This is a genomic window from Nocardia sp. NPDC049149 (assembly GCF_043197455.1).
Classification (GTDB): Bacteria; Actinomycetota; Actinomycetes; order Mycobacteriales; family Mycobacteriaceae; genus Nocardia.
The window spans coordinates 315628-329116 of record NZ_JBICTD010000008.1 but is presented as its reverse complement, the minus strand read 5'-3'; the positions used below and the strand labels follow the sequence as shown (position 1 = coordinate 329116).

14 protein-coding genes and 1 pseudogene are annotated in these 13489 nt (G+C 67.1%); 5 read left to right on the top strand and 10 right to left on the bottom strand.

Going from position 1 to position 13489, the window contains the following annotated elements:
• Window positions 1-18: 18 nt before the first annotated feature.
• On the bottom strand, window positions 19-1437 hold the full coding sequence (locus tag ACGFNJ_RS31265) for an amino acid permease (RefSeq protein WP_393456215.1): 1419 nt from the start codon (window positions 1435-1437) through the stop codon (window positions 19-21).
• 243 nt (window positions 1438-1680) lie between these two features.
• Here ACGFNJ_RS31265 and ACGFNJ_RS31260 point away from each other — a divergent pair, with 243 nt between their 5' ends.
• Window positions 1681-2676 (top strand): LLM class flavin-dependent oxidoreductase, encoded by a 996-nt coding sequence (locus ACGFNJ_RS31260; RefSeq protein ID WP_393456212.1) that lies wholly within the window; start codon window positions 1681-1683, stop codon window positions 2674-2676.
• Window position 2677: 1 nt separating this feature from the next.
• Here the strand turns inward: ACGFNJ_RS31260 and ACGFNJ_RS31255 are convergent, their stop codons facing one another.
• A complete protein-coding gene (locus tag ACGFNJ_RS31255) occupies window positions 2678-3505 on the bottom strand; it encodes an NADPH-dependent oxidoreductase (RefSeq protein WP_393456209.1) in 828 nt (275 codons plus the stop codon).
• A 137-nt stretch (window positions 3506-3642) separates the two neighbouring features.
• On the opposite strand from ACGFNJ_RS31255, the gene ACGFNJ_RS31250 reads away from it, so the two are divergent.
• Entirely contained in the window at window positions 3643-4404 is a 762-nt protein-coding gene (locus tag ACGFNJ_RS31250; RefSeq protein WP_393456206.1) for a siderophore-interacting protein, read from the top strand.
• 64 nt (window positions 4405-4468) lie between these two features.
• Entirely contained in the window at window positions 4469-4684 is a 216-nt protein-coding gene (locus tag ACGFNJ_RS31245; protein ID WP_393456203.1) for a hypothetical protein, read from the top strand.
• 13 nt (window positions 4685-4697) lie between these two features.
• Here ACGFNJ_RS31245 and ACGFNJ_RS31240 read toward each other — a convergent pair whose 3' ends face one another.
• The 8 genes and pseudogenes from ACGFNJ_RS31240 to ACGFNJ_RS31205 all read right to left on the bottom strand — a co-directional run bounded on the left by ACGFNJ_RS31240 (window position 4698) and on the right by ACGFNJ_RS31205 (window position 10950).
• Window positions 4698-5195, bottom strand: a complete 498-nt coding sequence (locus tag ACGFNJ_RS31240; RefSeq protein WP_393456201.1) for a VOC family protein — start codon at window positions 5193-5195, stop codon at window positions 4698-4700.
• Between the two features lie 386 nt (window positions 5196-5581).
• Entirely contained in the window at window positions 5582-6184 is a 603-nt protein-coding gene (locus ACGFNJ_RS31235) for a dihydrofolate reductase family protein (protein ID WP_393456198.1), read from the bottom strand.
• Window positions 6185-6311: 127 nt separating this feature from the next.
• On the bottom strand, window positions 6312-7223 hold the full coding sequence (locus tag ACGFNJ_RS31230) for an alpha/beta fold hydrolase (RefSeq protein WP_393456195.1): 912 nt from the start codon (window positions 7221-7223) through the stop codon (window positions 6312-6314).
• Window positions 7224-7268: 45 nt separating this feature from the next.
• Window positions 7269-7901, bottom strand: a complete 633-nt coding sequence (locus tag ACGFNJ_RS31225; RefSeq protein WP_393456193.1) for a TetR/AcrR family transcriptional regulator — start codon at window positions 7899-7901, stop codon at window positions 7269-7271.
• A gap of 9 nt (window positions 7902-7910) precedes the next feature.
• Window positions 7911-8102, bottom strand: a pseudogene (locus ACGFNJ_RS31220) (SRPBCC family protein); the annotation flags it as partial.
• Window positions 8103-8169: 67 nt separating this feature from the next.
• On the bottom strand, window positions 8170-9222 hold the full coding sequence (locus ACGFNJ_RS31215) for an ABC transporter substrate-binding protein (protein ID WP_393456190.1): 1053 nt from the start codon (window positions 9220-9222) through the stop codon (window positions 8170-8172).
• A 2-nt stretch (window positions 9223-9224) separates the two neighbouring features.
• Window positions 9225-10112 carry an ABC transporter permease gene (locus ACGFNJ_RS31210; RefSeq protein ID WP_393456187.1) on the bottom strand — a complete coding sequence of 296 codons (888 nt, stop codon included), beginning with the start codon at window positions 10110-10112 and terminating at the stop codon, window positions 9225-9227.
• Entirely contained in the window at window positions 10102-10950 is an 849-nt protein-coding gene (locus ACGFNJ_RS31205) for an ABC transporter ATP-binding protein (protein WP_393456184.1), read from the bottom strand. The genes ACGFNJ_RS31210 and ACGFNJ_RS31205 overlap by 11 nt, the downstream gene beginning before the upstream one ends.
• Before the next feature lie 147 nt (window positions 10951-11097).
• Between ACGFNJ_RS31205 and ACGFNJ_RS31200 the strand changes: the two genes are divergently transcribed.
• Together ACGFNJ_RS31200 and ACGFNJ_RS31195 are read left to right on the top strand one after the other, a co-directional pair.
• Window positions 11098-12786 (top strand): ATP-binding protein, encoded by a 1689-nt coding sequence (locus ACGFNJ_RS31200; protein ID WP_393456181.1) that lies wholly within the window; start codon window positions 11098-11100, stop codon window positions 12784-12786.
• Complete coding sequence (locus tag ACGFNJ_RS31195; RefSeq protein WP_393456178.1) at window positions 12768-13448, top strand: response regulator; 681 nt, start codon at window positions 12768-12770, stop codon at window positions 13446-13448. Before ACGFNJ_RS31200 ends, ACGFNJ_RS31195 begins: the two co-directional genes overlap by 19 nt.
• Window positions 13449-13489 lie beyond the last annotated feature (41 nt).

Below are 13489 nucleotides of genomic sequence, written 5' to 3'. Positions count from 1 at the left end.
GAGCGTGTAGGGCGGGAATTACTTTGTCGCGCTTTCCTTTCCGAGCCTGGTGAGCGCCAGGTAGCCGGCCGTGACCAACGCCGCCCACACCACGCCGACGAGGATCGCGGTGCGGCCGCTCTCGGTCCAGAACAGCAGGACGACGACCAGAGCGAGGAAAGCGAGGGCCGCGATGGTGGTGTAGGGCGCGGCGGGGAGCCGGTAGTCGGCCGCGGGGAGCTCACCGCGGGCCACCTTGGCACGGTAGGCCAGATGACAGACCAGGATGATGCCCCAGACGAAGATGATGCCGATGGTGCTCACCGAGGTGATGTAGGCGAACGCCTTGTCCGGCGAGATGATGTTGACGATCACGCCGATCACCATGGCGGCCGCCGACGCGCTGATGCCGACGTAGGGCACGTGGCGCGAGCTGAGCTTGTTCAACGCCGACGGCGCCTCGCCGTGCAGCGAGAGCGTGCGCAGCATGCGCCCCGTCGAATAGATGCCCGAGTTGCAGGACGACAGCGCGGCGGTGAGCAGCACGAAGTTGATGATGCCCGCCGCGCCGGGGATGCCGATCTGCTGGAACACCTCGACGAACGGGCTCTTGCCCGCGTGGAAGTTCCGCCAGCTGGACACCGACATGATCACCACCAGCGCACCGACGTAGAACAGGCCGATACGGAACGGCAGCGTGTTGATCGCCTTGCGCAGCGTCTTGCGCGGCTCGCGCGCCTCGCCTGCGGTGACGCCGACCAGCTCCACACCCACGTACGCGAACAGCACGATCTGCAGCACCAGCAGCGACTGGCCGAAGCCGTTGGGGAACACGCCGCCGTCGGCCCACAGGTTGGTGACGGTCGGGTTGGCCGCATGACCGAAGCCGATGGTGAGCACGCCGATGCCGAGCAGGATCATGCCGATGATCGCGGTGACCTTGATGGCGGAGAACCAGAATTCGCCCTCACCGAACAGCCGCACCGAAATCAGGTTCGCCGCGAACATCAGCGCGAGCACCACCAGCGCGGTGATCCACGGTTCGATGTCGAACCAGTATTGGACATACTTGCCCGCCACCGTGATCTCGGCCATGCAGGTCGCGACCCACACCGCCCAGTACGACCAGCCGGTCACGAAACCCGCATAGCGGCCGAGGAATTCGTGCGCGTACTCGGCGAAGCTGCCGGACACCGGCCGATAGGTGAGCAACTCCCCCAGCGCGCGCATGATCACGAAGATCGCCAGGCCTGCCGCGAGGTAGGCCAGGATCAACGCGGGGCCGGCCTGTTCGATCGCGCCGCCCGCACCGTAGAACAGTCCGGTGCCGATCGCGCCGCCGATGGCGATCATCTGAATGGTCCGCGGGCTCAGGCCGCGCGAGTAGCCCTCCGAGTCGCCTGCACCGGTTTGGTCGAGTGTTCCGGCGTCCGATACGTGACGGTCGGCGGCTGTCATAGTGCGGTCCTTCTTTCTTGCGGCAACGACGCGACGCCGGGATCGTCGGTCGGTGACCCCGGACACAATGACATGGGATCATCGCATGTCCAGGTGTCGATCAGTGCGTCACGCTACCGGTCCGAGCGGCCGGAGGTCGCATCGCCGGAACCCCATCGCCGGGAAGATCGCAGGTCAGGCGCCTCGAAATATGTCGGGGAAACCCTGCGTTGCCCAAGGGGATCGACACTTCGGAGGAGTCCCATGATCGACGTTCCGCTGTCCGTGCTGGATCTCGCGCCGGTGCAGTCCGGCCGCACGGTGGCTGCGGGGCTCGCCGCAACCACCGAGTTGGCGCGGCGCACCGAGGCGATGGGATTTCACCGGTTCTGGGTCGCGGAACACCACAACATGCCGGGCATCGCCAGCTCGGCACCCAGCGTGCTGCTCGCCCATCTGGCCGCGGCGACCACCCGTATCCGGGTCGGCTCGGGCGGCGTGATGCTGCCGAATCACGCGCCGCTGGTGGTGGCCGAGCAGTTCGGCACGCTGCACGCGCTGCATCCGGGCCGGATCGATCTCGGCATCGGGCGGGCGCCTGGCACCGATCAGGCCACGGCGCTGGCCTTGCGCCGGACCAGGGACGGCTTGTCGGCGGAGCATTTTCCGCAGGAGCTCGCGGCGTTGTTCCGCTACTTCCGCGGCACCGATCCCGGCGGGATCACGGCGACGCCCGGCATCGGCGAGGAGCCGGAGGTCTGGCTGCTCGGCTCGAGCGGTTACAGCGCGCAGGTGGCGGCCGCACTCGGGTTGCGGTTCGCTTTCGCGCACCATTTCAGCGCCGCCAATACCGAGCCTGCACTGGCGCTGTATCGCGAAAACTTCCAGCCATCGGAGCATTTGGCGCGCCCGCACGCAATGATTGCGGTCGCCGCGGTGGTCGCCGACACCGACGAGCAGGCCGATGTCCTCGCGCTGCCGCGCGAACTGGCCTTCCTGCAGCTGGCCGCAGGACGGCCGCAAGCGCTGCCGACACCGGAGCAGGCCGCCGCGTTTCCCATCGGTGCGCGCGAGCGGCACTTCATCGAACAGCGCAGGGAGGGACAGCTGCTCGGCTCGCCGGAGACGGTCCGTCAGCAGCTCGACGACTTGTTCGCCCGCACCCGACCGGACGAGATCATGCTCAACACACTGGTTTACGACCTCGAGGACCGGATCCGCTCGTTCGAGCTGTTCAAGGAGAAGGTCATCGCGGCCTGAGCTACTTCAACCGGAAGCCATGATTGGCGAGCGATTCACGCAGGCGATGACGGCCGTTCAAGCTCTCCTCGGAGGCGAGGCGGGCCAGTACCCGCTCGGTCCAGGAGTGCGAAAGCTCCTGCTCGGCATAGAATTCGGCGATGCGGGACTCGTAGTCGGCGACATGGTCACGCTGCGCGACCAGGTCGTAGGTCTCGTGATGCAGTACCGCACCCTGGGGCAGCCGCGGTTTGACCCTGGCGTCCTCGCTCGGATCCGGATGGCCGACAAGCAAACCGAAGACCGCGAAGACCTGGGGCGGCAGGTTCAGTTCCGCCGCAACATCTTCCGGGTTGTTGCGCAACGCGCCCAGGTAAACGGTGCCGAGCCCGAGGGATTCCGCGGCCACCACCGCGTTCTGCGCGGCCAGAGCGGCATCGATGAAGCCGACGTAGCTCGATTCGAGGTAGTCCGCGCCGTCCAGCGGCGCCGCGCGATCCGCGGCGAGCTGGCGCAGGCGGGCGAAATCGGCTGTCCAGACCAGCAATACCGGCGCCTGCAGGATGTGCACCTGGTTGCCTGCCAGCGCCGCGAGCCGCGCCTTGCGCTCGTGATCGCGCACCGCGATCACACTCCACACTTGCAGATTCGAGGAGGTCGGCGCGGACTGGGCCGCCGAAATCAGCAGGCGCAGTGTGTCATCCGTCACGGGATCGGTGAGGTAGCGCCGCACCGAGCGGTGCCGGTACAACACGTCGAGCACCGGATTCCACTGGGTCGGCTGGGCCGGTTCCGGGTCACGGTAGCGTTGTTGCACCAGGTGGGTCGGCGTCGGCGCGGTCTGAGTCATTCCGTCATCCTGAACGTCGGCTGCCTCTTCGTCAGCGATTGCCCGCACCGTGAGCCGAACACACCGCGATACCGCCGAGCCGAAACCGGAGTAGGGTCAGTTAGGCGACCCTAACAACATACGTGGGAGGTTTACCTATGGCCCGACCCCGCACCACCCTGACCGTGCAACGCACCGAGTGGCTCAGCCCGCACCTGATCCGGGTCCACTTCGGCGGCCCCGGCTTCGCCACATTCCAGACCAACGGATTCACCGACTCCTACGTCAAGTTCATCTTCGACCGCGACGGGATCGAGGTGCTGCGCACCTACACCGTCCGTTCCGTCGACTCCGCAGCAGGCGAGATCGCGGCCGACTTCGTTTATCACGGCGCCGAGGGCATCGCGGGACCGTGGGCCGCGGAAGCCAAACCGGGCGACACCATCGACCTCTACGGCCCCGGCGGCGCCTACGCCCCGCGCGCCGACGCCGACTGGCACCTGCTGGCCGGCGACGAGTCCGCGCTCCCCGCCATCGCGGCCGCGCTGGAGGGGATGCACGCCGACGCGGTCGGCAAGGTCTTCATCGAGGTCGCAGGACCCGACGACGAACTCCCCCTGCGCAAGCCCGACGGCGTCGAGCTCACCTGGCTGCACCGCGGCACCGAAGCCCCCGGCGAGGTACTCGCCGAGACCGTCCGCAACGCCCCGTGGGACGACGGCCAGGTCCAAGTCTTCATTCACGGCGAAGCCCAGGCCGTCATGCACGACCTGCGGCGCTACGTCCGCCGCGAACGCAATGTGCCCGCCGAATGGGCAGCGTCGATCTCCGGCTACTGGCGCCGCGGCCGCACCGAAGAAGGCTTCCGCGAATGGAAGGCCGAACTCAAGGCGCAAGAGCCCGCGGCGGCTTCCAGCTAGGAGCGGCGGGTGACGACACATCACCCGCCAGATCATGTCGGTTCGGTCCGTAGGCTGAGCTCTTGTGGAATCAGAGATCAAGCTCGAGGAGTTACGGTCCGCGCTCTCGTGCGTGTACGAGAAGCTCGGCGCCGAAAGCCTCACCGAGCCCGACAGAGTCGAGCTGGTGGCGCGCGCCGAGGTGGTTCAGGACCAGATCGACGCGATCCAGGATGCCGTCGACGAGGACCACGTACGCGGGCAAACGTCGCCCGAGCCTTCGGGTGATCGACTGTTCTGACGCAGGTTTCGACTCACAGCTTGGGTGTGTCGTACAGCGTGAACGCGCCGGAGTCGGCTGCGTCGACGCCGACGAAACGTCCTGCGTGCAGCGGGTTGTTGGCCAGGAAGCGGAGCACTGTGCCGTCCGGATCCGTCACGTCGAGGAACGCGCCGTACTCACCCCGATCCACGACTTCGGAATGCACGCAGTCGAATTCGGCTGCGCGGGCCGCCACCCGCTCGAGCTCCGCGACCGAATCCAGTTCGAAGGCAACAACATCGAAGCCGGTGAGATCCGGTGTGCTCGAACAGTATTCGCGTTCCCGCAGCGCGATGCCGAAGCCGGACGGATGCATCAGCTGAGCGCCCCGCAACGACCCCTCCTCACAGAACTCAGCAGCCAACACCAACTCCAACAGGTCGCGATACCACCCGACACTGCGCGCAAGGTCGGTAACCGGAATCTTGACGTGCCGTATACGAATCCCACCCACAATGACTCCCATCCCGTCGGGCCACGCACCGGCCATCAGCACAATCGGAACCCTGAGCCAGCACAGCGGTACGGCACCATAGCAAATCCGCGTGCCGCCGAGCGCGATTCCCGTCGCCATAGCGGGGCTTTGGCTGTCCCGATGCTCGCCGCGCTCATACTCGGCCCCGCCGGAGCGGGGTTGGCCCAAGCACAGCCCGCAGAGAAAAAAGCATCGTGTTCTGCGGGGAGTCTGTGCGTCTTCGAGGTCTGGGGCTATCGCTACAAGACCAGCCTTCCCGTACAAGATGGCTTCGTATCGTCTGTCGGATCATTAGGGTCGCCGTAGCGATGGAAGGGTCCGGTCGCCACACCACCGGACCCGAACTCGACCGCCATCGAGGGATCTCGGGGCGACGGGCTCGAATCGCACATGTGATGCGGCTACTTGCGCACCACGTAGCGCAGGTGCAGGACGCCTGGATCTTCCAGTGTGCGTACCAGATCGAGTTCTGTGTGCTCGGCGGGGAGTCCGTCGAACAACCGCCGGCCTTGGCCGAGCAGGACCGGGCGGAGCTGGATGTCGATCATGTCGAGCACGCCGGCCTTCAGGGCCTGTTGGCCGGTGTAGGCGCCGTGCATCATCACGTTCCGGCCGCCAGCGGCCTGCTTTGCCTGTTCCACACAGGAGGCGATGCCCTCGGTGACGTAGTGCACGCGCTCGTACGGGTTCTCCGCCGGTGGCTGGTGTGTCGGCACGAAGATCGGGACCCCGTCGTGGTGGTCCCCACCCCAGTAGCCTGCGAAATCCCCGGTCCGCTTCCCGGTGATCACGGCCCCGGTCGCCATGGCCTCGTCGAACACGAGTCGGCTGTTGGGATACGTGGGGCGGAAGGTGTGGGGGACGTCCGCGTCGGACGCGCCTCCGCCGCTGAGCCAGTCCATCAGCCGCATCCCATTGGTGCCTGCGGGGTTCTCGGCGTTGTCGTCGGGGCCGGTGATGAACCCGTCGAGCGACATTGCCATGGTCAGGAACACGTCAGACATTCCACTTCATCCTTCACATCCGGTTGGCGATATGCGTTAGGACGAGTCGGACGTCCGAAACTCATCACAGTCGCGCCAGTCCCGTGAGAGGACCGGATTTGACAGATCTGAACGGCCGGAAGACAAATCACTCGACGTGTGGGGTTCCGGGTTCGGCGAGGACGTGGTCGATCGCACTGCGCGTTGCGGCAAGGTATTTCGCCGGGTCGGTGAGGAACACATCATGGGCTGTGTCGAGCTCGAACACTGTCGCGTGCAACAACGCCGCCAGTGTGCGCTGGTCGTGGGGTGGGACCGCGCCGTCGCGGGTGGTGACGACAACGGCGGCGGGGAGACCTGTGAGGGCGGGTGCGTGCGGGCGGAAGTCGAAGGCGTATTCGGCGAGGATCACATCGACGATCACCCGAGGATGGCAACGGCGCAGTTCTGTTTTCAACCACGCCCACATCGCCGCCACCTGCGGGTTCTTGCGACGCGCCTTGCGGAAGTACTGCAGCGGGATCGATCGTCCGATGCCTCCGCTCCGGTGCGCGAACGGGCGCAGAATCCGGAAGAAGCGCCGACCGACCTTGTCGGTGGCAGTATCGAATCCCAGTGCGGTCGCTTCGAATACCAGCCCGCGCACCCGATCTCGGTGCCGCAGTGCGAATTCCAAGCCGACAGGCCCGCCGAGCGAATACCCGCACACCACAACTTGATAGATGCCTAGCGCATTCAACACCGCGGCCGCGTCGTCCGCACACTGCGCGATGTCGAACCGCTCCCCCGCGCCCAACGGCAACCCGCGCCCGTGCCCACGCATGTCCATGGCGACGACACCGTTGGTCTCCGCAAGGGGATTCATCAGATGCAGAAAGTTCACATCGGCGGTCAGCGCCCAACCGTGCAGCAGCAGAACCGGATTCGGGCCGGGAACATAACGCACGTCGACGACGTGGCCGTCGGCGAGCACCACCGGGTAGCGTGGCGGCAGCTCGATCGGGGCGACGGCTTCAGCGGCTGGTCGCCTAGCAGTGAACCGGGGCAGCCCGCGCGTCACTCGATGGACAATAGCCGACCGATGTGACACCACGCGTGATGCCGGTCAGGCCGGTTCGGGCGGGGTGAGGGCCAGCGCGTCGGCGGCCCGCTGGATCTCGGGTAGTCGAGCCGGGTCGGCGAGCAGCCCGGTCATGGCGAATTCGACGATCTCGGCGGGGCTGACGGCTATTTCCGGGAGGGCGAGCGCGTCGAAGAGGGCTTGGACGAGGCGGGCGCCCGAGACCGGGTTCATGGCGCGGATGTCGCCTTCTTCTTGGCCTGCCTCGACCATGCCGATGACCGCGCGATCGAACTGCGCGACGAGGTCCAGTTCGGCAGCGAACCGTTCCCGCTGGAGTTCGGGCGTGCTGAGAATGGACACCAGGACGTACGGGGAATCGTGCAGGTGGTTCAGTGATTCGCGCAGCCAGCGATGCAGTTTGGCGACGGCGGGGGCCGTCAACCCCGTCAGCTCGTCGGCCAAAGCGAGCGGGCGCTGCAGGCCGAGGCGGACGAGGGCGGCGAGGATGTCGTCTTTCGACGAGAAGTGCTTGTAGATGGCAGGCTGACGCACGCCGACCGCGGCCGCGATATCGCGGGTCGAGGTGGCGGAATAGCCGCGCACGGCGATGAGCTCGGCGGCGGTACGCAGGATGCGTTCGGCCGCCGGGCTCGATCTGGTCAGGTGCGTGGACATGCGGTAAGGCTAGCGGCCTGCCGTTTCGTCGCCCAGCAAGGCCTGTGCCAGGTTCCGATAGAAGGTGAGCACCCCCGGCTGTTCCTTCGGGCTGAGGTGGCCGCGTTCGGCGAACCGCGAGGAGACGCCGCGCTGCACCGCCTCCAGCCCCTTCCGGTCCTCGTCGTTGATCATCGCCGTGACCGCCGCCTGGGTCTGCGCCACCGGCTCGGAGGCGGGCGGCACGAAAAACCGCCCAGGTGCAGACCTGGGCGGTTCGACGTGCTCGCTACTGCTGAGTGGAGCGCAAAGCCTCCTCTACGAACCGGGTGGTGTAGGTCTTCGACAGATCGATGCGGTCGTGCACCGGCCGCACATTGGTCGAGTACTTGCTGAGAATGTTCAGAACATTCTGCGCCCCTTCGGGTTTCATCAGACCGTCACCGTTGAACATGCCGATCGAGTCGCGAATGGACTGCACGTACAGGTCCTTGCCCGCACTCGCGTACTGCGGCGGCATCTTCGCCGCGATCTCCTCGGGCGTGTGCTTCTTGATCCACTGCAAGGTCTGCACGAACGACGCCGCGAGCTTGCGCACGATCTCCGGATGCGCCTCGACGGTCGCGCAACTCATGTACAGCGACGACGCCGGGTACAGCCCGCCGAGCGCGGCACGGGTGCCCGCCTCGGTGCGCATATCGACAAGGATCTCGGCCTCGCCCGAGTTCAGCATCTGCGCGACGGTCGGATCGGTGGTCATGCCCGCGTCGATGCCGTTGTGGTTCATGCCCGCGATGAACGTCTGTCCCGCACCGGCTTTCACCCGGGTGTAGTCCGCGGTGGTCATGCCCTCCTGGCCGGTGAGCGCCTGGGTGAGGAAGTCGGTCGACGACCCGAACGAGGTGACGCCGAGCTTCTTGCCACGCAAATCGGCCAGCGACCGCACCTTCGGCGCATCCTGCTTCGACACCAGCTCGACCTCGCCAGGCACGTCGGACAGCTGCACCACCGAGGTGATGCACTGATCCTTGGCCTGCAGGTCGACGGTGTGGTCGTAGAAGCCGACCACCCCCTGCACATCGCCGGTGAGCAGCGCGTTCTCGGCGTTGGCTCCTGACTGCTCGCCGAGCAGCTTGACGTCGATGTCGTTGCGTTCGAAGAAGCCGAGCTGCTTGGTGAGCATGGCGGGCAGGTAGATCACCTTCTCCAGCCCGCCGACCATGATGGTGATCTGCGGACGCCCGTTCGCCATCGGAATGTGCCGGGAATCCCGGCATCCCGTGGCCAGCAGCAACGCCGCGACGGCGACCACGACGACGGCCATATGCCTGCGATATCTCATGATCAGATCCCGTGGCCCGAGGTCGCCTGCGACGGACGCCATTTCAGCAGCCGGTTCTCCGCCAGCCCGATCCCCCACTCGGCGATGAGCGCGATCACGGTGATGATGATCATGCCCGCATAGATGCCCGCGGAATCGAAGGTGCCCTGCGCGTTGCTGATCAGCAGCCCCAAACCCTTGCTGGCACCGGCATATTCGCCGACCACCGCGCCGATGAGCGCGAAGCCGAAGGCGGTGTGCAGGCTGGACAGGATCCAGGTGGTCGCACTGGGCAGCACGATCGCAGTGAGCACCTGCCGACGGCCCGCGCCGAGGATGCGGGCGTTGTTGATGACGTTGCCGTCCACCTCGCGGGCGCCGGTGAAGGCGTTGAAGAAGACCGCGAAGAACACCAGCACCACCACGGTCGCGACCTTCGAGCTCAGCCCGAGGCCGAACCAGATGATGAACAGCGCGGCGAGCACGATGCGCGGAACCGCGTTGAGCGCCTTGATGAACGGCGCAAGCACGTCGGCCCAGTACCGGCTGCGGCCGAGCAGCACCCCGAGCACGACACCGGCGACGGCGCCGATCACGAAGCCGAGCACGGCTTCCTGGACGGTGGTGAAGATCTGCAGCCAGATCGAGCCGAATTGGGTTCCGTCGGTGAACCATTCGACGAGTCGATCCCAGATGAGCGAGGGCTTCGAATAGAAGAACGGGTCGATCCACAGTGTGGCGGTCAGCTCCCACGAGCCGAGCCACAGCGCCACCAGCGCGGCGCGCAGTCCCCAGGTCTGGATGCGCCTGCGCCGGTCGTTGGTGCGCACCCTGGCGAGGATCTGCTCCTCGGTCTCGTTCTCCACGATCGGCGCTGCGGCCGTGTTCTTTTCGAGCGTGTTATGCGACACGGGAGGCTCCTTCCTTACCCGCCCCGCTGGCTCCGCCAGCTACCGACCCCGTGGTCGCGCGCGCAGCCTCGACCTGATCGCGCAGCGTTTCCCAGATTTCCTTGTAGATGTCGCGGAAGTCGGTGGTGAGCCGCACCTCTTCGACCTGACGCGGACGGTCCAGCGCGACAGTGAAATTGCCGCACACCGTCGCCGGGCTCGCCGTCATCACGATGACGCGGTCGGCGAGCACGATCGCCTCTTCCAGGTCGTGCGTCACGAAAATGACTGCGGCGCCGGTGCCCGCCCACACGCGAAGCAGCTCGTCCTGCATGAGCTGACGGGTCTGCACGTCGAGCGCGCTGAACGGCTCGTCCATCAGCAGGATTTCCGGATCGTTCACCAGCGTCTGCGCCAAGGCGACGCGCTTGCGCATGCCGCCGGAGAGCTGGTGGGTGTAGTACCCCTCGAATCCGGCGAGCCCGACCTTGCGCACCCAGACCGAAGCCTTCTCCCGCGCTTCGGCTTTCGACGCGCCGCGCAGCCGCGGGCCGAGGGCGACGTTGTCCAGCACGCTCTTCCACGGCAGCACCGCGTCCTGCTGGAACATGTAGCCGATGCCGTCCGGAATGCCGTCGACATCCTTGCCGCGCACCAGCGTTCGCCCGGCCGACGCGGGTTCCAGCCCGGAAACCAGGGACAGGGTGGTGGACTTACCGCAGCCGGTCGGGCCGACCACGGCGACGAATTCGCCGGGGCGAACCTCCATGTCGAGATTCTTGACGGCGGTGTGGATGCCGCCCCCGGTGCCGGGGAAGCGCTTGGTCGCGCTCCGCAGCTCGATGAGTGGGTTGGTCATGGTTCTACTTCCTGCAGATCGAGATACGGCGAAAGTACGTGTTCCCGGTCACAGCGCGACGCTTGTGCGCACAAGCCATGCTAAGAGGACATTCGGCAGATTCTGCGCATTGTGCTCATACACCGTGAAGTGGTCTATGCTGCGGCAATGGCCACTGAGGGCGCGCGGGCCGTGCGATTGAGGACTCAAGTTCTGCTGCTGCAGATCGTGGTCGTCACCCTCACCCTCGGCGTCGCCTTCGCGGTTTTCGGCTATCTCAGCGATCAGCGGCTGCGCGACGGCTACGGCCAGCGGGCCCTCGCGATCGCCCGCACGGTCGCCGCCGACCCCGTGGTGCGCAGCGAAGTGACGCGGTATGCGCCGGGCGCGATCAGCGCCGACCCGCAGCTGCGCAGACAGCTCGCCGCGGGCCCGCTGGAGAAGATCGCGGTCGACACCACCCGGCGCACCGACGCCCTGTTCGTGGTGATCACCGACGACGCAGGCATCCGGCTGGCACACCCGGACGCCGAGCGACTCACCGAGCACGTGAGCACCGATCCCTCCGGCGCGCTGGCCGGGCGCGAGGTGATCGCCGAGGAGCACGGCACGCTCGGCGACTCGGTGCGCGCGAAAGTGCCGGTGCTCGAGCCGGATTCGGATCGGGTCGTCGGCGCGGTCAGCGTCGGCATCGCGACCGACGCGGTGCGCGATCAGCTGCTCGACGACCTGCGCACCGCGGGCCTGCTCGTCGGCGCCGCGCTGCTCGTCGGGATCGCCGGATCCATGCTGCTCGCCCGCCGCTGGCGCGGCCTCACCCTCGGATTGGAGCCCGCCGAACTCGCCGAGCTCGTGCGCGGCCAGGCCGCGGTGCTGCACGGCATCGGCCGTGGCGTGCTCGCCGTCGACTCCGCCTGGCGCACCACGTTTGTCAACGACGAAGCGCGCCGACTGCTCGGGATCGGCGCGGACATCGGCACACCGGTCGACGAGATCGGCCTGACCCCACGGGTACTGGAGGTATTCCGCGGGCTCGACGAGCAACCCGCCTCCGCGACCGTCGGTTCGCACATCGTCGTCGTCGCGGCGCGGCCGGTGCAGCGCGACGGTCGCAACCTCGGCGCGGTGCTCACCGTGCGCGACCGGACCGACGTGGAGGCACTGACCCGTCAGCTCGACGCCGTGCAATCCATGAGCACCGTGCTGCGCGCGCAGCGCCACGAATTCTCCAACAAGATGCACCTGATCAGCGGCCTGTTGCACGGTGGGCGCACCGAGGAGGCCTCGCGCTCGATCGACGAGATGATCGGCGCAGGCCCGCTCGGCCCCGCCGCCCCCGGCATCGACGCCATCCACGACGCCTACCTGCAGGCGTTCCTCGCCGCGAAGGCGGCGCACGGCCGCGAGGGCGGTGTCGAGCTGGTGCTCGGCCCGAACACCTGGGTCGAGGGCAGTCTCACCGATCCCGTCGACGTCACCACCGTGCTCGGCAACCTGCTCGACAACGCGATCGAGGCCGTGCTGGCGTCGAGCAACCCGGTCAAGCAGGTGGAAGTCGAACTCGTGCAAGAGGATTCGACGCTGCACATCGTCGTCGCGGACAGCGGCGACGGCGTCGCGCCCGACCTGATCGACGTGCTGTTCACCGAGGGCACCTCGACCCGCGACGGCCGCGCGGTGCCCGGCGGGCGCGGCGTCGGCCTCGCCTTGATCCGACAGATCGCCCGCAGCCGTGGCGGCGCGGTCAAGCTCGCCAGCCCGCGCGGCGACACACCACCGCTGACCGGTGCCGAATTCATTGCCCGTATGCCCGGAGTGCTCGTAGACAGTAAGGTTTCATGGTCGCCACAGCTTTGACCGTTCTCGTCGTCGATGATGATTTTCGCGTCGCCAATCTCCATGCCGGAATCGTCGACTCGATCGCGGGTTTCACCGTCGCAGGCACCGCCAACACGCTGGCGGCGGCCCGCGCCGTGCTCGCCGAGACAGCGGTCGACCTCGCCCTCGTCGACGTCTACCTGCCCGACGGCTCGGGTATCGACTTCGTGCGCGAATTGCGCTGCGAGGCCATGGTTCTGACGGCGTCCACGGACAGCACCGCGGTGCGCGCCGCACTGTCCGCCGGTGCGCTGAGCTTCCTCGTCAAGCCCTTCCCACACACCGAGCTCGCCGCCCGCCTCGCGGCGTACGCGCGCTTCCGTCGCATCCTGGAGGCCCCCCAGGTCGACAACGCCCGTGTCGACGCCGCACTGCGCGCGCTACGTCCCGGCGCCGCCTCGTCGGCCGCGCCGACGGCCGTCGCCTCGCCGACCAAAGATCTGGTGCTGCAATCGATCGCCGAGGCCGGGACCCCACTGTCCGCAGGCGAGGTGGCCACCGCGATCGGCATTTCACGCGCCACCGCCCAGCGCTATCTGGCCACCCTTGTCGCAACCGGCACCTTGCGCATGCGCCTGCGCTACGGCAGCACCGGGCGCCCCGAACAAGAGTATTCGACTGCGGCAGGCCACGGCGACTGAAAGGCCCGAAACTCCTTTGCGCGCTGCGGCTTCCACCGGTA